The following is a 25,692-nucleotide window of genomic DNA, read 5'->3' as shown; positions in this document are numbered from 1 at the left end:
ACCCAGGCTCATCTACCGAACTCGGGGTATCGCCACCACTCATCGCCCTATGATCTGGGCCCCGGCCTTCGCCGGGGTGAGCGGTGATTCTTGGTTTACTGCGGAAACACGCCCGCGCGGCTGACCGAGGCGGCGGGCGGCTTGCCGAGGATTCCCGACATCCACTTGGCGGTCTCGATCAGCTTGCCGATGTCGTAGCGGGTCTCGAACCCGGCGCGTTCCAGCATGTAGACCAAATCCTCGGTGCCGATATTGCCGGTGGCGTCCGGCGCGAACGGGCAGCCGCCCAGGCCACCGCAGCTGGCGTCCAGGATATCGACCCCGGCCTCGACCCCGGCATAGGCGTTGGCCAGCCCCGTATTGCGAGTGTCGTGGAAATGCAGGCGCAGGGGGATGTCGCCAGTCACCTTGCGCACCGCCTCGATTCGGGCGCGGACCATCCAGGGATCGGCCACGCCGATCGTGTCGGCCAGTGCGATCTCGTCGACCTTGGCGGCGGCGGCCTCGGCGGCGAGCGCCACCACCTGGTCCTGCGGCACCTCCCCGTCGAAGGGGCAGCCGAAGGCCGTGGAGAACGTGACCGAGATCGGCGGACCGCCCTCGGCGGCCTTGCGTTGGGCGATCGTGTGCATGGCGGCGATCTGTTCGGCCACCGAGGCGCCCTGGTTGCGGATGCCGAAGCCGTCCGAGCAGCAGACGACCACATTGGCCTCGTCGCAGGCGGCGGCCACGGCGCGTTCCCAGCCACGCATGTTCAGCACCAGGCCGATGCGCGAGAGGGCGGATTCATGAACCACGCGCGCCATCACCTCCTCGGCGCCAGCCATCTGCGGCACGCGCTTGGGATTGACGAAGGACACCACCTCCATGCGCTTGGCGCCGGCGGCGTCCAGGCGGGCGATGAACTCGAGCTTCTGTTCGGTGTTGAGCACCGTGCTCTCGTTCTGCAGCCCGTCGCGCGGGCCGACCTCGACGATCTCTATAAAGCGGCTCATGGACTCACAGATGGGATCGGAGCGTAGAGCCGTAAAGACGTCTCGTCGCCGTTGGAATAGTCCAGGCCGTCGATCTTGGCGATTTCCCGGGCCCTGACCCGGCTGGCCTTCAAGGCGGCCTCGAAGGCGGCCTGCTCGCGGCCCTCGATCACCGCCGGGCGCTGCTCGGCCAGGGCCTCCACGGCCTGATCGACTCCGCCCAGGTCGGTGGGGGTGCCCAGGGCGAAGACCAGGCTAGGCTCGGCGTAGCCGGCCACGGCCACCGGCGCCGGGGCGATGCCCTGGCGCGGCAGCAGGCGGGCGTCGGACAGGGCCTGTTCCGTGCGGGCCGACAGCCAGAGCGGCGCCAGCCGAGGCGCGAAAAGCGCGGCGAAGGCGCCGTGGCCGAGAACGGTCAGCACACCGGCCGCGGCGATGGCCTTGCCCGCCTGGCCGCGCCACAGCAGCCAGGCGCCGCAGACCCCGGCCCCGGCCAGCAGCAGGGCGGTGAGGACGGCGGCGGGCCAGTCCGTCGGATCGCCGTAGAGGGTGGTCAGGTAGACGACCCCGATCGCCAGCACGCCTCCGGCCAGCACCGACAGTGCGATCCCCGTCCAGCGGACCACGGACCCGAGCGGCGCGCGCAACACCGCGGCGGCCATCAGCCAGGCGAGGGCCCCATAGGTCGGCAGGGTGTAGTGCACCAGCTTGGTCGGGGTGGCCTCGAACACGATCCAGGCCGGGATCAGCCAGCAGAGGGCGAACTTGACGCCGGGTTCGCCGCGCTGGCGCCAGCCAAGCGCCAGGGCCGCCGGCAGCAGCAGGGCGCCCGGGAAGATCAGGAACGGGGTCAGCAGGGTGTGGTAGCCGGGCGGGGCGCCATGGCTCTCCTGGCCGCCGACGAGCTTCGGCGCGAAGTCGGCGCCGAAGGCGGTGGTCCAGAAGCCGCCGTCGGTGGCGACCGTCACCGCGCCGGCCCAGGGCCCGACGACGGCGGCCAGTATGATCAGGCCCCAGACCCAGCCCAGGTCCTTCAGCCACCGCCACTTGCGGTCCCAGAGGCTGAGCGACAGGGCGCACAGCACCACCACCATCAGCCCCACCGGGCCCTTGACCAGGATCGCGCCCGACAGACCCAGCCAGAACAGCAGCCGGGTGACGCGGCCTGCCTTTCCGCCCTCGCGGCCGGCGGCGTAGATCCGCGCCAGGGCGGCCATGGCCAGGGTCGTGGTTCCCGCCAACACCGCGTCGGTCTTGGCGATGAAAGCCTCGGTGGAGAGCAGGAAGGTCGAGCCCAGGATCGCCCCGGCGAGCAGGCCTGTCGGGCCGCCGAAGAAGACGCTCGCCCCCCAGGCGCAGGCCGCCGCCGCCAGCATGGCGCCCAGCAGCGAGGGCAGGCGATAGGCCCAGATCTCGCGGGCCTCGGCCTCCGAGAAGGCCGCCACGCTGGCGGCCTGCAGCCAGTGGATGCCCACGGGCTTCTTGAAGCGCGGCTCGTCCTGGAACCGGATGACGATGAACTCGCCGGTCTCCAGCATCTGGGCGGTGGCCTGGGCGAAGCGGCTCTCGTCGCGGTCCAGCGGCGGCATGGCGAAGACGCCGGGCAGGCCGGCCAGGAAGGCGATCAGGGCGGCGATGGCGGGACCCCGCCAGCCGCGGCCGTACCTCTCAAGGACCGCTTCGAGACTCATGGCCGCGTTGATAGCACGATCCTTTCGCGCGCCGACTTTTCCGCTATGGAGAGACATGGCCGACATCAAGCCCGACATTTCCGTGGTCGTCCCCGTCTTCGACGAGGAGGGCGCGGCCCCGGAACTCGCCCGCGAGATCGCCCAGGCCTTCGCCGGCCGAAGTTTCGAGATCGTCTTCGTCGACGACCGCAGCCGCGACGCGACCCGCGCGGCCCTGATGGCGCTGAAGCCCTCGATCCCGCAGCTGCGGGTGCTGACCCACGGCGCCAATTCAGGCCAGAGCCGTTCGATTCGCACCGGCGTCCTGGCGGCGCGCGGCGACGTCATCGTCACCCTGGACGGCGATGGCCAGAACGATCCGGCCGATGGTCCGCAACTGGTCGACGCCCTGCTGGCCGGTCCCGCCGACCTCGTCCTGGTGGGCGGCGAGCGGGTCAAGCGCCAGGACAGCCAGGCCAAGAAGCTCGCCTCGCGGTTCGGCAACGGCGTGCGCAAATCGCTGCTCAAGGACACCGCCAACGACACCGGTTGCGGGCTGAAGGCCTTCCGCCGCGAGGCATTCCTGCGGCTCCCCTATTTCGACCACATCCACCGCTACCTGCCGGCCTTGATGATGCGCGAGGGCTACCGGGTCGAGTTCCGGCCGGTGAACCATCGCCACCGCCAGACGGGGGTGTCGAAATACACCAATCTCGGCCGGCTCTGGGCCTCGCTCTCCGACCTGCTGGGCGTCATGTGGCTGCAGTCCCGCGCGCGCCTGCCGGGGGCGGTGGAGGAGCTGTAGCGGCGCCAGCTTGCCGCGCGGGCCGAAACAGCGGAATTTCGGGACTGTCCCAATCGGGGAGGGATCACCGATGTTCGCCGCCTTGCCGCTGCTGGCCCTGCCGGTGCTCGCCTACAATCTGGTCGCCCTGACCCTGGCGGGCGGGTTCTCGTCGGTGGAGGCCAATATCCGCATGGCCGAGCCGCTGTTCAACATCGCCATGACATCGACGGCGCAATGGCCGGTGAACCTGGGCGACATCCTGATCGCCGCGGGCCTGATCGTGCTGTTCATCGAACTGCTGAAGTCCACCACCAGCCGGCGGACGGCCATCGTCAACCACGCCTTGTCGATGCTGCTGTTCGTGGCCTGCCTGGTGGAGTTCCTGCTGGCCCCGGCCTTCGCGACCTCGACCTTCTTCCTGCTGACCCTGATGGTGCTGCTGGACGTGCTGGCCGGGTTCATCGTCACCATCGTCACCGCCCGCCGCGACGTGGGCTTCGGCGTCGATCCCGACTAGGTGAGCGCCGAGAAGATCAGGGTGACCACGGCGACGTCGAGGAAGCGGATGGCGAGCGCGATCATGAAACGTCCGGTCCAGGCGGGATTCACCAGTGGTTAAGCAAGACCGGCGCCAGGACGGGCGGGACTGATGGCGCTGTTCTTCGACGCCGCCTGGTTCGAGGAAAGGCTGGCCGAACGCGGCCTGACGCGGCGTGTCATGGCCGCCGCCGCCGGCATGGGCGAAGCCGAGCTGGCCCTGGTCTTTAAGGACCAGAGGGAACTTTCCGCCGAGGAGGTGGGCATTTTCGCCGACCTGCTGGGCGTGCCGGCCGCCGAGGTGGCGCGCAATGCTGGGGTCTCGACGCCCGTGCCCGGCCAGGAGGACCTGACCGGGCGGGTCGCGGCCCTGGAGCGGCGGGTCGCGAGCCTGGAGGCGGAGCTGGCCCGGCTGAAGGGGCGATGAGGCCCGCGCCGATGGATCATCAACAATAGTCGTCATCCTCCGGTCGTCGGAACGACGATCCGGGGGACCCAAGCGGCGGTACGAGTTCTGCAACTCAGCTTGGGTCCCCCGGATCAGGCTGCGGCTGACCGGAGGATGACGAGCTTTTGAGTCAGGCGGTGGTCAGCGCTTTCTGCATGAAGACGCGCGGAAAGATCGGCGCCGCGCCGTCGATCTGTCCGAACACCGAGAATCCGAGCCGCTCGTAGAACGGCCGCGCCTGGAAGGCGTAGGTGTCCAGCCACATCTGGCGGCAGCCGCGGCCGGTCGCCTCGGCCTCCGCCCGCGCCATCAGCTCGGAGCCCAGTCCCCGGCCGCGCGTGCTTTCGGGTACGACCAAGAGGCCGACATAGAACGAACCCCAGAGTGACAGCCCCCAGAGTCCGCCCAGCACCTCGCCGCTGTCCGGTTGGGTGATGGTGAGCGCGAACGGAACGCCTTGGGCGTCACCGACTGCCTTCTGGTTGAAGGCGAGCAACGGCGCCCAGATGGGCATGTAGGCGTCGTCAGGCCGGTCGGCCTGTTGGATGACAAGGTTCATGATGATGTCCTGAACGGCGACCTCGAGGGCCGCTTGGAGGGGATTGACGAGTCGAACGACATCGCGCGGGCGCTTGGCGCCTCGCTTGCGGCCTCAGCCCACGACGTCAGCGGCGAGGCGCGGCGTCAGACGGCGACGAATCCCTTCATGGGTGCGACCCTATCAGATCTCGGTCTTGGTCACGCCGCCCTTGCGGGCGCGGCGGTCGGCGGGGCCGGACCATTCGGTCTTGGTGTAGACGCTGCGCGCCGCGCCCAGGGTCTCGGGACCGCCTCGCAGGCCGCGCTTCTGGCCGTCCTGGCCCATCAGATGGGCGTTGAAAGTCGAGGCTCCTTCGGCCGCGCCGCCGGGCGGCGGCGTCGGGGCCGGATCGTAGATCGCCGGCACGCTGCGGTCCTCGATGTCCGGGGTGTCCTCGCGGTCGGACGTGTGCGGCCGCTGGGCGCGGCGCACCAGGTTGGATCGGCGAATGGGATCGATGGGCGAACTCATGACGGCCTGCAGTCTAGGGCCCACGGGTTAAGCTAGCGTTTGGCGAGCTTCTCGATCTGGGCCTGCATCTCTTCCATCTGTTTTTTCAGCACGTTCAGCGTCTCGTCGGCGGCCGCGGGCGGCGCGTCCGGCTTGGCCGCGGGCGCGACCTCCTCGCCGCGAGCGGCATAGGCGAACGGCGAGAACATCTTCATCGCCCGGTCGAACATGGCCAGGTTCTGGCGGATGGTTTCGTCATAGGCCCCCATGCCGGTTCCGATCGGCAGGGCCGAGAACTGAGTGCGCAGGCGCTCCTGCTGTTCGGCGAAGGTGGCCAGGGACAGCTCCAGATAGCTGGGCAGGAAGGCCTGCATGGAGTTGCCGTAGAACCCGATCAGCTGGCGCAGGAACTGGATCGGCAACAGGTTCTGCCCGTCGCGCCCCTCTTCCTCGAAGATGATCTGGGTCAGGACCGTCCGCGTGATCTCCTCGCCGGTCTTGGCGTCATAGACCACGAAATCGACGCCTTGCTTCACCATCTCCGAGAGGTGGTCCAGCGTGACGTACGAGGAAGAGGCGGTGTTGTAGAGCCGCCGGTTCGCATATTTCTTGATGACGACACGTGTGTCGTCGGCCTTCCCATGTTGGGTGTCGACCATATCAAACCCTTTGCCGGGCTCCCTCCCCACGAGGCGCGCCGCACTCTTGCACCGCAGTATCGCGGATGCGAGGGCGTTGGGAAAGCGGGCGCGCCAATCAGGCGAGCGATTTCACCCCCTTGCCCATCATCCGACGTTTACCGATAGATAGAACCGCTTATCCAGAAGGAGCCTCGCCATGACCGACGTCGTCATCGTCTCGGCCGCCCGCACGCCGGTCGGATCGTTCAATGGGGCGCTTTCCAGCCTGCCCGCCCATGAACTGGGCAAGATCGCCATCCTCGCCGCCCTGGAGCGCGCCGGCGTCGCGGCGGCCGATGTGGACGAGGTCATCATGGGTCAGGTGCTGCAGGCCGGCATGGGGCAAGGCCCCGCCCGCCAGGCCGCGGTCAACGCCGGCATCCCCGTGGAGAGCCCGGCCTGGAGCCTGAACCAGCTGTGCGGCTCGGGCCTGCGGGCCGTGGCGCTCGGCGCCCAGCAGATCGCCGACGGCTCGGTGGAAATCGTCATCGCCGGCGGCCAGGAAAGCATGAGCCAGGCGCCCCACGCCGCCCACCTGCGCACCGGGACCAAGATGGGCGACGTCTCGTTCACCGACACCATGACCAAGGACGGCCTGATCGACGCCTTCCACGGCTACCACATGGGCCAGACCGCCGAGAACATCGCCGCCCGCTGGCAGATCACCCGCGAAGACCAGGACCAGTTCGCCGTCGCCAGCCAGAACAAGGCCGAGGCAGCCCAGAAGGCCGGCAAGTTCACCGGCGAGATCGCGCCGGTCACCATCAAGGGCCGCAAGGGCGACACGGTGGTCGATCAGGACGAATATATCCGCCACGGCGCGACCCTGGAGAGCGTTTCGGGCCTGCGCCCGGCCTTCAACAAGGAAGGCTCGGTCACCGCGGCCAACGCCTCGGGCCTCAATGACGGGGCCGCGGCCCTGGTGCTGATGAGCGCCGACGAGGCCAAGAAGCGCGGCCTGAAGCCGCTGGCCCGCATCGCCTCCTGGGCCTCGGCCGGGGTGGACCCCGAGATCATGGGCACCGGCCCCATCCCCGCCAGCCGCAAGGCGCTGGAAAAGGCGGGCTGGGCGATCGGCGACCTCGACCTCATCGAGTCCAACGAAGCCTTCGCCGCCCAGTCGATCTGCGTGGTGCGCGACCTGGGCCTCGATCCGGCGAAAGTGAATGTGAACGGGGGCGCCATCGCCATCGGCCATCCCATCGGCGCCTCGGGCGCCCGGATCCTGACCACGCTCGTCCACGAGATGAAGCGCTCGGGAGCCAAGAAGGGCCTGGCGACGTTGTGTGTCGGCGGGGGCATGGGCGTGGCCATGTGCGTCGAAGCGGTTTGACCTGAGCGCCGGATCAACCGACGCCGATTCTAGAAAGCGGGAGGCGACTATGGCCAGAGTGGCGTTCGTCACGGGCGGGACACGCGGCATCGGCAGGGCGATCTGCGAACGGCTCAAGGCCGATGGCATGAAGGTCGCCGCCGGCTATTCCGGCAATGAGGAGGCGGCCGTCGCCTGCGCCAAGGAACTTGGCGTCATGGTCGTGAAGGGCAATGTCGGGGTGTTCGACGACTGCAGGCGCGCGGTCGAGGACGTCAGCGCCGAGCTCGGCCCCATCGACATCCTGGTCAACAACGCCGGCATCACCCGCGACGGGGTGTTCCACAAGATGTCGCCGGAACAGTGGTCGGACGTGGTCCGGGTCAACATGGACTCGGTGTTCAACATGACCCGCCAGGTGATCGAGGGGATGCGCGAGCGCTCCTGGGGCCGGATCATCAACATCTCGTCGATCAACGGCCAGAAGGGCCAGATGGGCCAGACCAACTACTCCGCCGCCAAGGCCGGGGTGATCGGCTTCACCAAGGCGCTCGCCCTGGAGAACGCCCGCAAGGGCGTCACCGTGAACTGCATCGCTCCCGGCTATATCGACACCGAGATGGTGCAGGCGGTGCCTGAGAACGTGCTGGCCAGCATCATCGCCCAGATCCCGGTCGGACGCCTGGGCAAGGGCGAGGAAATCGCCGACATGGTGGCCTTCCTGGCCGGCGAACACGCCGGCTACGTGACGGGTTCGACCCTCTCGCTCAATGGCGGCCAGTACATGGCGGGCTAAAGCTTGGCGGTCCTAGTCCAAAAAGAGCCGCAGTCGCGGAGCATCTGCTTCCCGTGATGGCGAGCGATAGACCGGCGCATGCGTACCTGCCCTTCGTCGTCGCGGCGCTCGCCGCGGCGGGAAGCCTTGCGTGCGCCTCGCCCGCCCTGGCCGGACCCGAGGTTCTGCGCCAGGGCCTGTTCGGCGATCGGCCGTCTTCTGGCCGCAGCGTCAGTCCGCCTGTGGCGCGGTATGTCAGCCAGGACGGCGACGGCTTCGTCCTGGACCGCAGCCAGCCCCGCGCCTTCCTGAAATTCGACGACAGTCCCGAGGTCTGGGCCCTGCACCCGCAGCCCGCTCCGCGCGGCGACGTGATCTACAAGAACGACCTGGGCGAGCCGATGCTGCGGGCCACCCGCCTGGGCGGCCTCACCGTCTTCACACCGGAGCGGCCCGGCGGCTCGCCCGCGGCCCTGTCCGGCGGCGGCCCAACCCTGCGCCTGCCCGCCCTGGGGCCGCAGGCCCTGCTGGAGCGCCTGGCCCAGGCCAGCGCCAAGGCCACCCGCGCGGCGCGGCGCCTGATCCCCTTCGAGGCCGACGCGTCGCCGGCCTCCTCGGCGGTGGTCGCTGACGCCGCCATGGTCGCGGCCGAGGCCGTGGTGCGCATGTCGCGCCGCCCGGATGGCAAGGGCCTGCTGTCGCGCCTGAAGAAGGTGAAGCTGGTCGAAGGCCGCAAGCCGTCGGCCGTGCTGCACGGGAACGAAATGCGCATCACCGTTTCGCCGGCCGACGGGCTGGCCGGTCGTCCGTCGTCGGACAAGATCATGATGGCGGCGGGATCGCGATAGCGCGACCGCCGGTCACATTTCGTCTTACGTCGGCGCGCGCAGCGCCTAAGGTCGACCGGGAAACGGGCGACGGGAGCGGGTCAGGGTTGGGGAAGTCCGAGACGTCGCCGATCATGGCCGGTCCGCCGTTCCGGGCGCTCGCCGACGGCCTGCCCCCCACCGTCGCCGGGTGATCCCGCGATGCTGACCCTGCTCGCCTTCGCCATGGTGGCGAGCTTCATGACCCTGATCATGACCGGCCGGGTCTCGGCCCTGGTGGCGCTGATCGTCACCCCTGTCGCCTTCGGCCTGCTGGCGGGGTTCGGGACCGAACTGGGGCCGATGATGCTGGAGGGGGTCAGGAGCCTGGCCCCCACCGGGGTCATGCTGGCCTTCGCCATCCTCTATTTCGGCCTGATGACCGATGCGGGCCTGTTCGATCCCCTGGTCCGGCTGATCGTGCGCCTGGTGCACGGCGACCCGGTGCGGATCGTAGTCGGCTCGGCCGTCCTCGCCCTGCTGGTCTCCATGGATGGCGACGGCTCGACCACCTACCTGATCTGCTGCACGGCGATGATTCCGCTTTATCGTCGGATGGGTCTCAACCCGCTGATCCTGGCCTGCCTGCTGATGCTGGCCTGCGGGGTGACCAACATCACGCCCTGGGGCGGACCGACCGCGCGGGCGGCCAGCGCCCTCGGCCTGGAACCCGCCGCCATCTTCGTCCCGATGATCCCGGCCATGCTGGCCGGGGCGGCCTTCGTCCTGGTCGTGGCCTGGATGCTGGGGCGCGGTGAGCGTCGGCGCCTGCAGCATCTCTCCGCCGACGGTCGGATCCATGCTCCGGGCGACGCCGAGCTGGCCGAGGATCTGGTCCGCGCCAACGACCTGACCGAGCGGCCAAGGCTGATCTGGCTGAACGCCGCGCTGACGCTCGGCCTGCTCGCCGCCCTGGTGGCCGGTCTGCTCCCCCTGCCGGTGCTGTTCATGATCGCCAGCGCGCTCGCCCTGCTGCTGAACTATCCGTCCCTGGACGCCCAGAAAGCGCGGATCGCCGCTCACGCCCCGAACATCCTGCCGGTGATCGTGCTGATCTTCGCCGCGGGCATATTCACCGGCGTCCTGAACGGCACGGGCATGACGCAGGCCATGGCCGCCAGCGTGGTGGGCGCCGTCCCGCCTGGCCTCGGCCCCTACATGGCGCCGATCACCGCCTTGATCTCGATGCCCTTCACCTTCTTCATCTCCAACGACGCCTTCTTCTTCGGCATCCTGCCGATCCTCAGCCAGGCGGCCGGCGCCTATGGGATCGCGCCCGAGGAGATGGCGCGGGCGGCGCTCACCAGCCAGGCCGTGCACCTGCTCTCGCCCCTGGTGCCTTCGACCTATCTGCTGGTGGGGTTGGTGCGGGTCGAACTCGCCCAGCATCAGAGGTTCACCCTGCCCTGGGCGGCGGCGCTGAGCCTGGTCCTGCTTGCCGCGGCGATCACGACGGGCGTGACGCCATTTTCACGCTAGGCTGACCCGATGGTCGCACGCTCCCGCCTGATCTTGGTCCTTGTCGCCGGCCTCGCCAGCCTGGCGGTGACCGGTTGCAAGGCCGCCGCCCCGGCGCGCGACCCGCAGGCCCATCCCGGACAACTGGTGCGGTTGGCCGATGGCCGGCGGCTGAACCTGCGCTGTTCGGGCAAGGGCGGCCCCACCGTCCTGCTGGAAAGCGGTTTCGCGGCGACCTCGCTCGCCTGGTGGAAGGTCCAGCCGAAGATCGCCAAGACCCACCGCGTCTGTTCCTATGACCGCGCCGGCTACGGCTTCAGCGACGAAGGTCCCGCGCCGCGCGACGGCGCGGCCACGGCGCGCGACCTCGACCACGCCCTGAGGGTCGCCAAGATCCGGGGACCCTTCATCCTGGTCGGCCACTCCGCCGGCGGGCTCTATGTGCGCCTGTTCGCCGACCGCCAGCCGCGCGACGTGGTGGGCATGGTGCTGGTCGACACCTCCGTCGAATTCCAGGAGCAGAGGTTCGCCGCGGCTTTCGGAGCGGGCGCCGGCAGCCTGGAGGGCATCCGCCAGCGCGCCGTCCGCTGCCTTGAGGCCGCCGAGCGCAAGGCCTTGCCGTCCGACGATCCCGCCCTGGTCCGCTGCACGCCCAAGCCCCGCGACGGCGAGGCCGCCGAGGCCGCCGATGCGCGCATGGCCGAGGCGGTGAACCCCGCCAACTGGCGCACCCAGATCTCCGAACTCGACAGCCTGTGGACCACGACCTCGCGGGCGGTGGCGGCCGGCCGCGGCGCCTATGGCGACATGCCGTTGATCGTGCTGACGGCGGGCGACGCTTATGGTGACGCGCCCGAACCCGGAAGGGCGATGGTCCGGGCTTTCTGGACGGGCCTGCACCGGGAGGTGGCGGCGCGTTCGACCCGCGGCGCGCAGCGGTCGGTGGCGAACGCCTCGCACATGATGATGTTCGACCAGCCCGACGCCGTGGTGGAGGCCGTCGCCGAGGTGTCGGCGATGTCCAAGGCCGGACGCCCTTAGAATTCCTCCGCTTGCGGCCGCACTGCGCGACCCTCTAGGATTCCGGCAACAGATAGGGGAGGGCGCTTGATGGCCTTCAAGCTCAACGTCAACGGCAAGTCGCTGTCGGCCGATGTGGACGGCGACACGCCGCTGCTGTGGGTGCTGCGCGACAGCCTCGGCATCCTGGGGCCCAAGTACGGATGCGGGATCGGCCAGTGCGGCGCCTGCACCGTGCATGTGGACGGCGCGCCGGTGCGCTCCTGCTCCTTGCCGGTCGAGAGCGTCGGCGCCGGCAAGGTGGTGACCATCGAAGGCATCGGCGCCGACCCGGTGGGCAAGAAGGTGCAGGCCGCCTGGAGCGCGCTGGACGTGGCCCAATGCGGTTACTGCCAGCCCGGCCAGATCATGTCGGCCACCGCCCTGCTGAAGGGCAAGGCCAAGCCCAGCGACGAGGACATCGACGCGGCGATGAGCGGCAACATCTGTCGCTGCGCCACCTACACCCGCATCCGGGCGGCCATCAAACAGGCCTCCGGCCAGAAGGCGGGAGCCTAGTCATGGCCGACGGAACCTTCCTCCCCTCCGCCTCGCGGCGCGACGTCCTCAGGACTGGCATGGCGGCCGGCGGCGGCCTGCTGCTGGGCTTCGCCGTGGCCGGCAAGGGCGCGGCCCAGGCCGCGAGCGCCAAGCTCAACACCTATGTCTCCATCGCCCCCGACGGGGCGGTGTCGATCATGGCCAAGAACCCGGAGATCGGTCAGGGCATCAAGACCTCGCTGCCGATGATCATCGCCGAGGAGCTGGACGTCGACTGGAGCCAGGTGAAGAGCGTCCAGGCGCCGTCCGATCCCGCGCTCTACGGTCGCCAGTTCGCCGGCGGCAGCGCCGCGACGCCGCTGCACTGGGACGAGCTGCGCCGGGTGGGCGCCGCGGGCCGCGCCATGCTGGTGGCCGCCGCGGCCCAGGGCTGGGGCGTGCCGGCCTCTGAGTGCACGACCGCCTCGGGCGTGGTGCATCACAAGGCCTCGGGCCGCAAGGCGACCTACGGCTCGCTGGCCGCCAAGGCCGCGACCCTGCCGGCCCCGGACCTGAAGACCCTGACCCTCAAGGATCCCAAGGACTACAGAATCATCGGGCGTTCGATCGCTCAGGTGGACACGCCTTCCATCGTCACCGGCAAGCCGCTGTTCGGCATCGACGTGGTCGTGCCCGGCATGCTGTTCGCCACCTTCGAGAAGGCCCCGGTGTTCGGCGCCAAGGTGGCCAGCGCGAATCTCGAGGCCGCCAAGGCGGTCAAGGGCGTGCGCCACGCCTTCGTGGTCGAGGGCGGAACGGCGCTGGACGGCCTCCTGCCCGGGGTGGCGGTGGTGGCCGACAGCTGGTGGGCCGCGCGCAAGGGGCGCGACAGGTTGGACATCAAGTGGGCGGCGCACCCGACCTCGGGCCAGTCCTCGGCCGGTTTCGCGGCCAAGGCCGTGGAACTCTCCAAGGGCGCGCCGCTGCGCACCGAGCGCAATGACGGCGACGTCGACGGCGCCCTGAAGGGCGCGGTCAAGACGGTGGAGGCGGCCTACGCCTATCCCTTCATCTCGCACGCCAATCTGGAGCCGCAGAACTGCACGGCCCAGGTCAAGGACGGCAAGGTGGAGATCTGGGCGCCGACCCAGAACCCGCAGCCCGGCCGTGAGCTGGTCGCCAAGGCGCTCGGCGTCACCAATGACGACGTCCACATCCACATGATCCGCTGCGGCGGCGGGTTCGGGCGGCGTCTGAACAACGACTACATGGTCGAGGCCGCCTTCATCGCCAAGCAGGTCGGCGCGCCGGTCAAGCTCTTGTGGACGCGCGAAGACGACATGCGCCACGACTTCTACCGCCCGGCCGGCTGGCACTTCCTGCAGGGCGGCGTCGACGCCAAGGGCGATATCGTCGGCTGGAAGAACCATTTCGTGTCGCTGGGCGAGAACGGCCAGTTCGCGCGCTCGGCCGGCATGGCGGCGCACGAGTTCCCGGCCCGCTTCGTGCCCAACTATCGCTACGACCTGTCCCTGATGCCCTGCGGCGTGCCGACCGGTCCCCTGCGGGCGCCGGGCTCCAACGCCATCGCCTTCGTGGTGCAGTCCTTCATCGACGAACTGGCCCATGCGGCCGGCGCCGATCCGGTGGCCTTCCGCCTGAAGCTGCTGGGCGACAAGGGCATGGTCGGGACCTTGGGGCGCGACGCCTATGACGCCGGGCGCATGGCCGGGGTGCTGAAGCTGGTGGCCGAGAAGTCCGGCTGGGGCCGCAAGCTGCCCGCGGGTTCGGGCCTGGGCGTCGCCTTCCACTTCAGCCACCTGGGTTATTTCGCCGAAGTGGTGGAGGTCAAGGTGGCCGGCGATGGCGCCGTGGAGTTGGTCAAGGTCTGGGTGGGGGTCGATGTGGGCCGCCAGATCATCAATCCGTTCGGGGCGCTGAACCAGATCGAAGGCTCGGTCCTGGACGGCCTCTCCGGAGCCATGACCCAGCAGATCGTCATCGAGAATGGCGCGGCCGTGCAGGCCAATTTCAATGACTATCCGCTGATGCGGATCGACGCCGCGCCGCCGATCGAGACCCACTTCATCAAGTCGGACAACTCGCCGACCGGGCTCGGCGAACCGGCCATGCCGCCAGTGATCCCGGCCCTGTGCAATGCGATCTTCGCGGCGACGGGAAAGCGCATTCGCCAGCTGCCCATCGACACGGGGCTGCTCAAGAGCGTCTAGAGAGCCATAGACGGAGGCGCATGCGAGCGGGCAGTATCCAATCAAACAAGCGTTTGATGGGATGGATCCGTGAAGAAGCTTCTGATCGCCAATCGTGGCGAGATCGCCGTCCGGATCGCCCGCACCGCCGCCGAGATGGGGATCGCCACCATGGCGGTCTATTCGCAGGACGACGCGGCCTCGCTGCACACTCGCAAGGCCGACGAGGCCTTGGCGCTCAAGGGCTCCGGACCGGCGGCCTATCTCGACGGGGCGCAGATCCTGGCGGCGGCCAAGGCGGCGGGCTGCGACGCCATCCATCCCGGCTACGGCTTCCTGTCGGAGAACGCCGCCTTCGCCCGCGCCTGCGCCGAGGCGGGCATGACCTTCGTCGGGCCGTCCCCCGAGACCCTGGAGTTGTTCGGCGATAAGGGCGCCGCCCGCGCCCTGGCGGCCCGCTGCGACGTGCCGATCCTGCCCGGCACCTCCGGCGCCACAACCCTGGCCGAAGCCCAGACCTTCCTCGCCGGCCTGGGCGAGGGCGGGGCGGTGATGGTCAAGGCGGTGTCCGGTGGCGGCGGGCGCGGCATGCGTCCGGCGCGATCTGCCGCGGAACTGGCCGAAGCCTTCGAGCGCTGCGCCTCGGAGGCCCAGGCGGCGTTCGGCGACGGCTCGCTCTATGTCGAGGCCTTCATGGCCCGCGCCCGCCACATCGAGGTGCAGATCGTCGGCGATGGCCAGGTGGTCTCCCACCTCTGGGACCGCGAGTGCAGCCTGCAGCGCCAGCGCCAGAAGGTCATCGAGATCGCCCCGGCCGACACCTTGCCCATGGAGACCCGCGAGCGGCTGTTCGAGGCCGCCGTGGTCCTGGGTCGGGCGGCCCGCTACCGCAACCTCGGCACCGTGGAGTTCCTGGTGGAGGGCGAGCGCATCGTCTTCATCGAGGCCAATCCGCGCCTGCAGGTCGAGCACACGGTGACCGAGGAGGTCACTGGCCTCGACCTCGTCCGTATACAGATCGAAGTGGCGCGCGGCCGCTCCCTGGCCGACCTTGGCCTGACCCAGGCGCAGGTCCCCAACCCGCGTGGCGTGGCGGTCCAGGCGCGGGTCAATCTCGAGACCATGTCCGCCGACGGCTCGGCCAAGCCGTCCGGCGGCCTGCTCACGGCGTTCGAGCCGCCCTCGGGTCCGGGGGTCCGCGTCGACGGGTTCGGCTACGCCGGCTACCGCACCAGCGCCCGGTTCGACAGCCTGCTGGCCAAGCTGATCGTCCATGTCGGCTCCGGCGGCCTGCCGGTCGCCGTGGCCAAGGCGCGCCGGGCGCTCTCAGAATTCAAGATTGTCGGCGCGGCCACCAATATCGGCTTCCTTCAGAGCCTGCTGGCGCACCCCGCCGTCGCCGCGGGCGAGGTCCACACGCGGCTCATCGAAGAGGCGATGGGCGAGCTCGCCGCTGCGTCCGAGGCGCCCAGGCTCTATTTCGAAGCCGCCGCGGGAGTGGTCCAGGCCAAGCGCGCCGGGGCGGCGGTGGACGCCAGCGACCCCCTGGCGGTCTTGCACCACGGCAAGGCCGAGGCCATTGTCGAGGACGAGGAGGAGGAGCGGGAAGGCCCCGAGGGAACCCAGGCCCTGCGCGCGCCGCTCCAGGGCACGGTGATCAGCCTATCGGTGGCGGTGGGCGACACGGTGCTGGCCGGCCAGCCGCTGTTCGTCATGGAAGCCATGAAGATGGAGCACGTCATCGCCGCGGACGTCTCCGGCGTGGTGCGCGAAATCACGGTCGCCGAGGGCGACACGGTGTTTGAGGACCACCCCCTGGCCTTCCTGGAGCCTGTGGAGATCGAGGGCGGCGGCCGGGTGGAGGAGGAGGTCGTCGACCTCGACTTCATTCGCCCCGACCTGGCCGAGGTGCTGGACCGCCACGCGCGGACCCTGGACGCCGCCCGGCCCGAGGCGACGGCTCGGCGGCGCAAGACCAAGCAGCGGACCACGCGCGAGAATGTCGAGGACCTGCTCGATCCCGGCAGCTTCACGGAATACGGCTCGCTGGTGGTGGCCGCGCGGCGGCGTCGCAACACCCTGGAAGAACTGATCGCCCAGACCCCGGCCGACGGCATGATCATGGGCCTGGGCTCGGTCAATGGCGCGATCTTCCCGGAGGACAGGGCCCGGGTCGCGGTCATGGCCTATGACTACACGGTGCTGGCCGGCACCCAGGGCGGGCACAACCACGAGAAGCTCGACCGGATGAGCGAGATCGCCCTGCGCTGGCGGGTGCCGACGGTGTTCTTCACCGAGGGTGGCGGCGGCCGGCCGGGCGACACCGAGGGCGGCGGCTTCGTCCGCGGGTTCGAGTTCTGGGGCCGGCTCTCCGGCGCCGTGCCGCTGGTGGGGATCAGTTCCGGCCGCTGCTTCGCCGGCAACGCCGCCATCCTCGGCTGCTGCGACGTGATCATCGCCACCAAGGATTCGGCGCTGGGCATGGGCGGACCGGCCATGGTGGAGGGCGGCGGTCTCGGCGTGTTCCGGCCCGAGGAGATCGGCCCGATCAAGGTCATGCAGGCCAACGGCACCATCGACGTCCTGGCCGAGGACGAGGCCGACGCCGTGCGGCTGGCCAAGCAGTACATCTCCTATTTCCAGGGGCCGCTGGCGGAGTGGTCCTGCGCCGACCAGCGCCTGCTGCGCCGCTCGATTCCGGAGAACCGCCTGCGGGTCTACGACGTCCGCAAGGTCATCGAGCTGATCGCCGACACCGGCTCGGTGCTGGAGCTGCGGCCCAGGTTCGGCCTGGCCATGGTGACCGCTTTCATCCGCATCGAGGGACGCCCGGTCGGGGTCTTCGCCAACAATCCGCACCATATCGGCGGGGCCATCGATTCCGACGCCTCGGACAAGGCCGCGCGCTTCCTGCAGCTCTGCGAGGCCTTCGACATCCCGGTCCTGTCCCTGTCGGACACGCCCGGCAACATGGTCGGCCCCGAGGCGGAGAAGACCGGCCTGATCCGCCACTGCTCGCGGCTGTTCGTGATCGGGGCCAACCTTACCGTGCCGCTGTTCTCGGTGATCCTGCGCAAGAGCTACGGCCTGGGCGCCATCGCCATGACCGGCGGCAGCTATCAGGCGGCGATGTTCTGCGTCTCCTGGCCAACCGGCGAGTTCGGCGGCATGGGCCTGGAGGGTTCGGTCAAGCTGGGCTACCGCAACGAGTTGGCGGCTATCACCGACCCCGCCGCCCGGAAGGCCAAGTTCGACGAGATGGTCGCCGCGGCCTATGCGCGGGGCAAGGCCATGTCCCAGGCCACCAGCCCGTCCCTCGACGACGTCATCGACCCCGCCGACACACGCCGCTGGATCGTCTCGGGCCTGAAGGCCCTGCCGCCCGTACCTGCAAGGACGGAGAAGAAGCTGCGCTGGATCGACAGCTGGTGAGTCTATTTCCCTCCCCTTTATGGGGAGGGACAGGCGGCGAAGCCGCCAGGGTGGGGAGGTCCGGCAATCTGCGCGGAAGCTTCAGAAAGCCCCACCCTCGACCGCTGCGCGGTCTGCCCTCCCCATGTAGGGGAGGGAAAAGGCAGTCAGTGCGGGACGTAGGTTCGCAGGACGTCCTCGATGATCCGCTCCAGCTGGCCGAGCGTGTTGCAGGTCTTCGCCACGTGGCAGAAGCGTTCGTAGCGGTGCATGACGCTGTCGCCCTGGCTCCAGTAGCTCTCCGGCTCGGGATTGAGCCAGATAACCGAGCGGGCGCGCTTGTGGATCGTGGCCATCAGGTCCATGCGCGGGTCGGCGTAGTTCGACCGGCCGTCGCCCAGGAAGATCACCGTGGTGTGGCGGTCCACGTGGTCCAGATGGTTCTCGCAGAAGTCCTCCAGAGACTTGCCATAGTCGGTCTGCTGGAAGCCGATCTTGCGCAGGACCTGGAAGATCGCCTGGTCCACGTGCTCGTCGTCGAGGATGTCGTTGACGCTGATCAGCCGGCCCGAGAAGGCGTAGGCCTCCAGCCGGTCGACCACTTCGTTCAGCGAATAGAGGAAGCTCAGCAGGAACTGGGCCGCCGCCGCCACCGACTTGGACACGTCGCAGATGCAGACGATCGACGGCTTATCGATCTTCTCGGTCTTCCAGAGGATCTCGAAGGGCATGCCGCCATAGGGCATGGATTTCCGCAGGGTCTTGCGGATGTCCATGTGGCCCTTGCGAGCCCGGTTGCGGCGGCGCGAATAGCGGTCGGCCAGGCGCTTGGCCATCTTCCTGACCAGGGCCTGCATCATCGCCTGGTCGACCGGATCGATGCCGCCTTCGGCGTTGAGCGCCTTCCGGGCCAGCAGCTCCTCGCGCAGCATCCGGCCTGAGCCCGAGGCGTAGAGGTCGTGCTGGCGCTCCACATAGCGCGTCGCCTCGGCCGCCAGCCGGCGCTTGCCGGCCTCCAGCCGGTCGGCGGCGTCGCCGCCGCCTTCCAGGCGCCGGGCGGCTGAGATGATCGCCTCGATTTCGGCCAGGCCCATCTCTTCCAGCAACCGGCGGCTCATCCGCGAGCGCTGGGTGGTCAGTCGGATCTGCGAGACCTGGGCGCGTTCGGCGGCCTCCTCCATGGCCTGGGCCAGGCCCGTGGCGTCGCCCTGCATGATCATCCGCGTCAGTTCGGACTCCGCAGCCTCGGGCGGCAGGCCGTCCATCGGGTCGCCGTCACCGTGATCGGGGGGCGGCTGCGCCGGCGTCAGGGCGTCGCGGGCGAAGAAGGTGTCGAACACGTCGTCGAACCGGACCACCTCGTCGGCGGTCTTGGCGAGCGTCGCGCAGAGCGCGTCTTTGAACAGCTCGCGATCGGAAAAGCCCACCGTGGCCACGGTCCGATGGGCGTCGATGGCCTCGGCCGGCGAGACCTTCACATCCGCCGCGCGCAGGGCCCGAAAGAAGTCCTCCATGGCGTCCTGCATGGCCCTATCCCACCGGGCGGCGGATCAGCTCGACGATCTGCGGCTCCACCGCGGCGATGTCCTGCTCGAACTTGAGCAGCACGTTGAGGGTGTCGCGCACCACCTCGCCGTCGAGGCTGGAGGCGTTGAGCAGGATCAGCGCCCGGGCCCAGTCCACGGTTTCGGAAATCGAGGGCGACTTGCGCAGATCGAGGGTCCGCAGGGACTGGACGAAATCCACCAGCTGGGCGGCCAGGGTCGCCTCGATATCCGGCACCCGGCTGGCGACGATCCGCCGCTCCAGGGCCGCGTCGGGCAGGGGGATGTGCAGGTGCAGGCAGCGGCGCTTGAGCGCGTCGCCCAGGTCGCGGACATTGTTGGAGGTCAGGAACACCAGCGGCGGCGTCTTGGCGACCATCACCCCCAGCTCGGGGATGGAGACCTGGTAGGCCGACAGCACCTCCAAAAGGAAGGCCTCGAAGGCCTCGTCCGATTTGTCGATCTCGTCGATCAGCAGGACGCAGCCATTGTCCTCGCGCAGCGCCTTCATCAGCGGGCGCGGCTCCAGGAAAGGCTCGGAGAAGAAGAGGTCGCCCATGCCGTGCAGCCGCTCCATGGCCGCGTCCATGTCCTTGGCGTCGGCGAGCTGCTCGCCCATCCGGTCCTTGAGGATCTGGGTGTAGAGGAGCTGTTTGCCGTACTTCCACTCATACAAGGCCTTGGACTCGTCCAGGCCCTCGTAGCACTGCATGCGGATCAGCGGCAGGCCGAGCAGGGTGGCGGTCGAGAGCGCCAGCTCGGTCTTGCCGACCCCGGCCGAACCCTCGACCAGGATGGGTTTCTGCAGGTGCACGGACATGTAGAGGGCCGTGGCGATACGCTTGGAGGCGATGTAGCCGACATCGGCCAGCCCCTGGATCAGGGCGTCCACCGAGGCCAGGTGGTCGGTGGACGCGGCGGGGACCGCCACGGTCGGGGAAATGGTCAAAACCTGAAACTCTCAAATATGGCGCGTAACCACGCCGGGATGTCTTTCAATCCGCCGAGTGTGCCAAGCGTGCCGGGGGCGGCGCAACCCCAATCCCCTGAAGGCGCTTGCAGCTATGCTTTACCGGGACTTCATACCCTCGTCCTAGGCTGAGGCCCATGCGATTCCCCGCGGTCCTCATCGCCGGGCTGCTGGCCGCCACGCCCGCCGCGGCCGGCGACCTGGCCGTCAGCCTGAAGACCGCCGCCGGCAAGCCGGTGGCGGACGCCGTGGTGATGGTTTCGCCGCAATCCGGGAGCGCCGCGCCGAGGGCGGGCGGGCCGTATCGCATGGCCCAGCAGGGCATGCGGTTCAGCCCCTTCGTCCTGATCGTGCCGGTAGGCGCCGACGTGGCCTTCCCCAACTTCGACCCGGTGCTGCACCACGTCTATTCCTTCTCGCCGCCCAAGCCGTTCGAGCTGAAGCTGTACGGCCGCGACCAGACCCGCCATGTCCGTTTCGACAAGGCCGGGGTGGTGGCCGTGGGCTGCAACATCCATGACGCCATGTCGGGTTTCATCCGGGTGGTCGACACCCCGTACGCCGCGAAGACCGACGCCGCGGGCGCCGCGCTGCTGACCGGCCTGCCGCCGGGCGGGGCGAGGCTCACCGTCTGGCATCCGTATCTCAAGGCCGCGCGCAACGAGACAGTCCAGGCCGTGACGATCCCGGCCGCCGGCGCGGGGCGCCAGGCCTTGGTGGTCGAGCTGCGGACCCCGCCCAAGCGGCACGGATCCTACTGACATGGCCAGGCTGGAGCCGATCGCGCGACGCCTGGCCGGATTCCGGCGCCTGCGCACCAAGCTGACCGTGCTCTATGCCGGCCTGTTCGGCGTGGCCCTGCTGCTGGTCTCCGGCGCGATCTACTCGGCCATCTCCGGCGCCGCTCAACGCCAGGTCCGCGATGAACTGACCGCCTCCGGCGCCGTGTTCGACCGGATCTGGTCGCTGCGTACGGAACAACTCCAGCAGGGTGCGGCCCTGCTGTCGCGCGATTTCGGCTTCCGCGAGGCCGTGGCCACGGGCGACGGCGCCACCATCGTCTCGGCCATGGAGAACCTGCGCCAACGGCTACAACTCGACCTGGCCTTCATCGTCGGCGTCGACGGGACGATCACCGCCGCCGATCCCAGGGGCCTGAACCCCAGCGCCGACGCCCTGGTGGAGGCCATGTACGAGCAGGAGAGCCCAAGCGGGGTCTTCGTGCTGGACGGCATGCCCTACCAGATGGTCGCCGCCCCGATCCTGTCGCCCGACCTGATCGGCTGGGTGGCGTTCGCCGCTCGACTGGACCAGCGCGAGATGGCGGCCCTGGAAAAGCTGTCGGCCATCCCGCTCGACGCCAGCGTCATGCACCGGGCTGGCAGGGCCTGGAAATCAGAGCTGGCGGTCAGCGATCCGGCGAGGCTGGGCGGCTTCATCGACGGAGCCCTCACCGCGAAATCCAAGGCGCCGCGGACCCTGGCGACGACGGAGGGCGCGTCGCTGGCCCTGGTCAAGCCGCTGCGAACCCTGACCGGCAGGGATGGGGCCGTGCTGGTGCTCAGCTACCCCCTGGCGCGGGCGCTGGCGCCCTACAAGCCCCTGCTGACCACCATCGGCGGGGTCGGACTTCTGGGCCTGATCCTGGTGGTGGCCGGCAGTTGGGGCTTGGCGCGTAGCGTCACGCGACCGATCTCGGCGCTCGCGGTCGCCGCCAACCGGCTTCGCGAGGGGCAAGACAGTAATGTCCCGGTCGAGAGCCACGACGAGATCGGCCACCTGGCCGAGAGCTTCAACGTCATGGCCACCGAGATCCGCGAGCGCGAGCGACGGATCACTCAGCTAGCCCTGCACGATCCCGAGACCCATCTGCCCAACCGCTTGTCGCTGGAACAGGCCATCGAGGGCCTGGCCGTCGCCGAGGGCGGAAATCTCTACGTGGCTCTGTTGGGAGTCGACCGCTTCGCCCATGTGCGCGGCGCCATCGGTTACGCCCTGGCCGCCCAGGCGATGCGCGAGGTCGGCGAGCGGCTGGCCGGCCTTCAGCCCCGCGCCTTCGTCGCCCGGATCTCCACCGACGTTCTCGGCATGGCCTTTGAGGCGGCCGACGACGGCGCGGCCCAGGTCATGATGGCCAGCCTGCTGCGCGAGCTGGAGCAGCCCCTGCAGATCGGCGGCGACGCCATAGACGTGGCCCTGAGCGTCGGGCTCTCGGCCTTCGCCCTAGGCGAACCGTGCGGCGCGGTCATCGAGCGGGCCAATATCGGCCTGGACCAGGCGCGGGCCGCCCGCAAGAAGGTCGCCTTCTTCGACGCAGAGGCCTATGGCGACCCGTCCTCCAACCTGGCTCTGATGAGCGGCATGCTCTGGGCGCTGCGTTCGGGCCATATCGAGCTCTACCACCAGCCGAAATACGACCTGCGCGCCCGTGGCGTGAACGGGGTCGAGGGCCTGGTCCGCTGGCGCCACCCGACCCGCGGCATGCTGCGGCCCGACCTGTTCATCCCCATGGCCGAGGAGACCGGCCACATCCGCACCCTCACCGACTGGGTGCTGAAACAGGCTATCGCCGACCAGACCCGGTTGGGCCGCGCCGGGCACGACATCGAGATGTCTGTCAACATCTCCGGCCGCCTGCTGGGGGACGCCGACTTCGCCGACTTCGTCGACCGCACGGTGGGCCAGGCCTCCGGCAAGTTGTGCTTCGAGATCACCGAGACGGCGGTCATCGAGAACCCCGACATGGCGCTCGAAATCCTCGACCGCTTCCGGGCGGCCGGGATCAGCATCTCGATCGACGACTTCGGCTCGGGCTTGTCGTCCCTGGCCTATCTGAAGCAGATCAAGGGCCACGAGCTGAAGATCGACCGTTCGCTGATCACCGACCTGACCGAGAGCCAGCGCGACGCCCTGATCGTCCGCTCGACCATCGATTTGGCCCATAGCCTGGGCCTCAAGGTGACCGCCGAAGGGGTCGAGACCGCCAACGCCTTCCAGCTGCTGGCGGCCATGGGGTGCGACAGCGTGCAGGGCTACCTGATCGCCAAACCCATGCCGTTCAACGAACTCTTGATGTTTCTCAACGAAGATCGCGACACGAAACGCAGCTACGGCTGACGGGGGTGGATGTGTCGATTCGAGGGGCGGCTCTGACAGCGCTCTTCCTCATGCTCGGCGCCGGAACGGCGCGGGCCGAGCCCGACCTGTTCTCCAAAGAGACCTTTTCCGGCCTTATGGAGCTGCGGCTGACGGCGGCCGACGGCGAGCGCTCCTGGCTCGAGGGCGGTTTCGGCAAGACCGCCGCCTCGGGCGGCGGATCGGACTGGGCCGTGCGGCCGGATCTCTCGCAGGCGCTGATCGAATGGAAGCCGCGGCTCTCCTTCGCGCTCGGCGCCGTGGTGACCGCCCAGCTCCAGCCGGACGTCGATCCCGCCCTCGACCTGGGCGAGGCCTATCTGACGTGGCGCGCCGCGCCCCACCGCCTGGCGCGGCTGTCGGCCCGGGCCGGGCTCTTCTATCCTCCCGTCAGCCATGAGCACGAGGGCGTCGGCTGGACCACCCCCGACACGCTCACCGCCTCGGCCATCGGCAGCTGGATCGCCGAGGAGGTGAAGGTGGCCGGGCTGGAGCTCACCGCCACCCGCGCGATCGGCGATCACGAGCTGGCGGCCAGCGGGGCGGCCTTCGGCGGCGCCGACACATCCGGCGCGCTCCTGAGCTTCCGTGGCTGGGCGCTGCACGGCGTCCGGACCGGCGCCTCGACCGACTTCCCGCTGCCGGCGCTAAGCCCCTTCATGCGCACCCGACAGGCGCCGATCACCACGCCGGTCGCCGAGCTGGACAACCGCGCCGGCTACTATGGCCGCCTGGTTTGGCGCCCGCCGATCCCGGTGGAGGTCTCGGCGATCCATTTCGACAACGCCGGCGATCGCACCTCGGCGGAGGCCCAGCAATGGGCCTGGGAGACCCGGTTCACGACGCTTGGCCTGGTGTGGGACCCGGACGAGGCGACCACGATCCGCGCTCAGGTGCTGAGCGGCGAGACCCTGATGGGTTTCCGCTACCAGGCCCGGCACCGCTGGATCGACATGGGCTACGCCTCGGCCCATGTCTCGGCCACACGCCGGTTCGGCCCCCATGCGCTCACCGTCCGGCTCGAGGGCTTCGAGACCAACGACCGCACCCTGCAGGCCATCGACAACAACGACGAGACCGGCTGGGCGCTTACAGCGGCCTGGCGCCACCAACTTTCGCCCCACGCCGACCTGCTGTTCGAGGGCCTGCATGTGAGCTCCGACCGGCCCTCGCGCGCCTATGGCGGCGTGGCCGCCCGGCAGGACCAGACGGTGGTGCAGTCGGCCCTGAGGCTGTCGTTCTAACCCTGTCCTATCCCAGGCCGTAGGGCCGGTAAGGCCCGGCGATGAGCTGTTCGAACACGCCCATGCCGGTCTGCGGGGCTTCACCCGGCAGGCTCATGGTCACCCGGCTGAGCGCCTGGATGTGGATGTTCTCGGGCGCGGCCATGTCGACGGTCGCCAGGTCGATGTCCTCGCGTTCCACCACCAGCTCGCCCTTGTAGCCCCCGTGCCGCCAGGCCGGATGGCCGTAGCCAATGCCGCGCATCAGGAAGGTCAGGAACGGCTGGAACCGGATGCTGGCCGAGCCCTGGGCCAGGGGTACGTTGAGCGTCCCGCCCTTGGCGTGGCGCGTCCCGGCGATCAGGGCCACGTCCTCCATCACCGCGTGCTCGGTCTCGTGGAAGCCGTCGGGCCCGGCGCCGTCGGGGGCGATCACCGCCCGGGTGTTCCAGGCCTTGCCGTCCGGGTCGGCGTTGATGTGGAAGAAGACGCTGCGGTCGGCGAAGTTGAGCGGCGTCCACTGCCAGAAGAAGCCGCCGATGGTCTGGGGCACGGGCGGCTGCGGATCGGGGGCGCCCACCGGTCGCACGCCCCACGAGCGGTCGCGGGTGCCCACCGTGCCGGCGGCGAGATCCTTGCGCACCCCGTCGATCTCGATCCAGCCGGTCGCGCGCACGTTCTGGGTCAGGCGGGTATAGTCCATGAAGGCGCGCGGTCCGTTGCGGCGGATGAAGCGCGGCTCCTCGATGGGGAAGGTACGGCCCTCGAAGACGATCTCGGCGGCGAAACCGTTGGACGGCTCGACCGTGACCTTCAGCTTCTGCAGCGGCTCCAGCACCTCGATGCGGATTGGGCCGCAGGTGAGGTCCATGCGTTCCATGTGCAGCACGCGGCTGGCGTGCAGGCAGTATTCCACCCCGTCGCGAACCACGGCGAAATGGGCGTCGGCGATGTTCAGGTGCGGATAGACTCCGAAGGCGGCGGCGAAGAACTCCGTCCCGTCCGGGTCGTAGCCGTTGAAGAAATAGCGGTCGTAGAAATTGCGGTCGGTGCCGGAGAAGGCGATCGGCTCGGGCGTCTGGTGGATCGGAAAATCGTCGGCCTTGGTCAGCATGGGGCGTCC

At 69.3% G+C, this 25,692-nt stretch carries 22 protein-coding genes; 14 read left to right on the top strand and 8 right to left on the bottom strand.

All coding sequences use genetic code 11. The features are described 5' to 3' along the window. Positions 1-95: 95 nt before the first annotated feature. Both V6M51_RS05940 and V6M51_RS05935 read right to left on the bottom strand, forming a co-directional pair. Positions 96-995 (bottom strand): hydroxymethylglutaryl-CoA lyase, encoded by a 900-nt coding sequence (locus tag V6M51_RS05940; RefSeq protein WP_332765484.1) that lies wholly within the window; start codon positions 993-995, stop codon positions 96-98. Further along, positions 992-2,665 carry an ArnT family glycosyltransferase gene (locus tag V6M51_RS05935; protein WP_332765483.1) on the bottom strand — a complete coding sequence of 558 codons (1,674 nt, stop codon included), beginning with the start codon at positions 2,663-2,665 and terminating at the stop codon, positions 992-994. Before V6M51_RS05935 ends, V6M51_RS05940 begins: the two co-directional genes overlap by 4 nt. Positions 2,666-2,720: 55 nt before the next feature. Between V6M51_RS05935 and V6M51_RS05930 the strand changes: the two genes are divergently transcribed. The 3 genes from V6M51_RS05930 (at position 2,721) to V6M51_RS05920 (ending at position 4,395) form a co-directional block, all read left to right on the top strand. Next, on the top strand, positions 2,721-3,449 hold the full coding sequence (locus V6M51_RS05930) for a glycosyltransferase family 2 protein (protein WP_332765481.1): 729 nt from the start codon (positions 2,721-2,723) through the stop codon (positions 3,447-3,449). Positions 3,450-3,519: 70 nt separating this feature from the next. Then, entirely contained in the window at positions 3,520-3,948 is a 429-nt protein-coding gene (locus V6M51_RS05925) for a hypothetical protein (protein WP_305675032.1), read from the top strand. 132 nt (positions 3,949-4,080) lie between these two features. Next, positions 4,081-4,395 carry a helix-turn-helix domain-containing protein gene (locus V6M51_RS05920; protein WP_332765479.1) on the top strand — a complete coding sequence of 105 codons (315 nt, stop codon included), beginning with the start codon at positions 4,081-4,083 and terminating at the stop codon, positions 4,393-4,395. Between the two features lie 151 nt (positions 4,396-4,546). On the opposite strand, the gene V6M51_RS05915 is transcribed toward V6M51_RS05920, so the two are convergent. The 3 genes from V6M51_RS05915 to phaR form a co-directional block, all read right to left on the bottom strand. After that, positions 4,547-4,975 carry a GNAT family N-acetyltransferase gene (locus V6M51_RS05915; protein ID WP_332765478.1) on the bottom strand — a complete coding sequence of 143 codons (429 nt, stop codon included), beginning with the start codon at positions 4,973-4,975 and terminating at the stop codon, positions 4,547-4,549. 162 nt (positions 4,976-5,137) lie between these two features. Continuing rightward, positions 5,138-5,467: a hypothetical protein gene (locus V6M51_RS05910; protein ID WP_332765477.1), complete on the bottom strand. Its 330-nt coding sequence runs from the start codon at positions 5,465-5,467 to the stop codon at positions 5,138-5,140. A gap of 32 nt (positions 5,468-5,499) precedes the next feature. Beyond that, complete coding sequence (gene phaR / locus V6M51_RS05905) at positions 5,500-6,105, bottom strand: polyhydroxyalkanoate synthesis repressor PhaR (protein WP_332765475.1); 606 nt, start codon at positions 6,103-6,105, stop codon at positions 5,500-5,502. A 178-nt stretch (positions 6,106-6,283) separates the two neighbouring features. Between phaR and V6M51_RS05900 the strand changes: the two genes are divergently transcribed. The 8 genes from V6M51_RS05900 to V6M51_RS05865 all read left to right on the top strand — a co-directional run bounded on the left by V6M51_RS05900 (position 6,284) and on the right by V6M51_RS05865 (position 17,718). Next, positions 6,284-7,459, top strand: a complete 1,176-nt coding sequence (locus tag V6M51_RS05900) for an acetyl-CoA C-acetyltransferase (RefSeq protein WP_332765473.1) — start codon at positions 6,284-6,286, stop codon at positions 7,457-7,459. A gap of 49 nt (positions 7,460-7,508) precedes the next feature. Beyond that, positions 7,509-8,234, top strand: a complete 726-nt coding sequence (locus V6M51_RS05895; RefSeq protein ID WP_332765471.1) for a beta-ketoacyl-ACP reductase — start codon at positions 7,509-7,511, stop codon at positions 8,232-8,234. 56 nt (positions 8,235-8,290) lie between these two features. Beyond that, positions 8,291-9,061, top strand: coding sequence for a DUF4908 domain-containing protein (locus tag V6M51_RS05890; protein WP_332765469.1), 771 nt, complete (start codon positions 8,291-8,293; stop codon positions 9,059-9,061). 180 nt (positions 9,062-9,241) lie between these two features. Further along, positions 9,242-10,558, top strand: coding sequence for a CitMHS family transporter (locus V6M51_RS05885; protein ID WP_332765468.1), 1,317 nt, complete (start codon positions 9,242-9,244; stop codon positions 10,556-10,558). A 9-nt stretch (positions 10,559-10,567) separates the two neighbouring features. Then, positions 10,568-11,578 carry an alpha/beta fold hydrolase gene (locus tag V6M51_RS05880; RefSeq protein ID WP_332765466.1) on the top strand — a complete coding sequence of 337 codons (1,011 nt, stop codon included), beginning with the start codon at positions 10,568-10,570 and terminating at the stop codon, positions 11,576-11,578. Positions 11,579-11,647: 69 nt separating this feature from the next. Next, entirely contained in the window at positions 11,648-12,115 is a 468-nt protein-coding gene (locus V6M51_RS05875) for a (2Fe-2S)-binding protein (protein ID WP_332765465.1), read from the top strand. Positions 12,116-12,117: 2 nt separating this feature from the next. Beyond that, the gene (locus V6M51_RS05870; RefSeq protein WP_332765464.1) at positions 12,118-14,307 is read left to right on the top strand and encodes a xanthine dehydrogenase family protein molybdopterin-binding subunit; all 2,190 of its coding nucleotides are present in this window, start codon (positions 12,118-12,120) and stop codon (positions 14,305-14,307) included. A 69-nt stretch (positions 14,308-14,376) separates the two neighbouring features. Beyond that, positions 14,377-17,718 carry a carboxyl transferase domain-containing protein gene (locus tag V6M51_RS05865; RefSeq protein WP_332765463.1) on the top strand — a complete coding sequence of 1,114 codons (3,342 nt, stop codon included), beginning with the start codon at positions 14,377-14,379 and terminating at the stop codon, positions 17,716-17,718. A 146-nt stretch (positions 17,719-17,864) separates the two neighbouring features. On the opposite strand, the gene V6M51_RS05860 is transcribed toward V6M51_RS05865, so the two are convergent. Next, on the bottom strand, positions 17,865-19,223 hold the full coding sequence (locus V6M51_RS05860) for a VWA domain-containing protein (RefSeq protein WP_332765461.1): 1,359 nt from the start codon (positions 19,221-19,223) through the stop codon (positions 17,865-17,867). A 4-nt stretch (positions 19,224-19,227) separates the two neighbouring features. Then, positions 19,228-20,190, bottom strand: a complete 963-nt coding sequence (locus V6M51_RS05855) for an AAA family ATPase (protein ID WP_332765459.1) — start codon at positions 20,188-20,190, stop codon at positions 19,228-19,230. A 158-nt stretch (positions 20,191-20,348) separates the two neighbouring features. On the opposite strand from V6M51_RS05855, the gene V6M51_RS05850 reads away from it, so the two are divergent. Genes V6M51_RS05850 through V6M51_RS05840 form a run of 3 tightly spaced genes read left to right on the top strand, consistent with a single transcriptional unit; the run spans position 20,349 to position 24,590 of the window. Next, on the top strand, positions 20,349-20,972 hold the full coding sequence (locus V6M51_RS05850) for a methylamine utilization protein (RefSeq protein WP_332765458.1): 624 nt from the start codon (positions 20,349-20,351) through the stop codon (positions 20,970-20,972). Between the two features lies 1 nt (position 20,973). After that, on the top strand, positions 20,974-23,328 hold the full coding sequence (locus tag V6M51_RS05845) for a putative bifunctional diguanylate cyclase/phosphodiesterase (protein ID WP_332765456.1): 2,355 nt from the start codon (positions 20,974-20,976) through the stop codon (positions 23,326-23,328). A 50-nt stretch (positions 23,329-23,378) separates the two neighbouring features. Next, positions 23,379-24,590: a hypothetical protein gene (locus V6M51_RS05840; protein ID WP_332765455.1), complete on the top strand. Its 1,212-nt coding sequence runs from the start codon at positions 23,379-23,381 to the stop codon at positions 24,588-24,590. Between the two features lie 7 nt (positions 24,591-24,597). Here V6M51_RS05840 and V6M51_RS05835 read toward each other — a convergent pair whose 3' ends face one another. Then, positions 24,598-25,683 (bottom strand): hypothetical protein, encoded by a 1,086-nt coding sequence (locus tag V6M51_RS05835; protein WP_332765454.1) that lies wholly within the window; start codon positions 25,681-25,683, stop codon positions 24,598-24,600. Between the last annotated feature and the right edge of the window lie 9 nt (positions 25,684-25,692).

It is taken from the genome of Phenylobacterium sp. (assembly GCF_036677185.1).
GTDB lineage: Bacteria > Pseudomonadota > Alphaproteobacteria > Caulobacterales > Caulobacteraceae > Phenylobacterium.
Note: the sequence above shows the minus strand (reverse complement) of the source record. Positions and strands in the feature narration are given on the sequence as shown.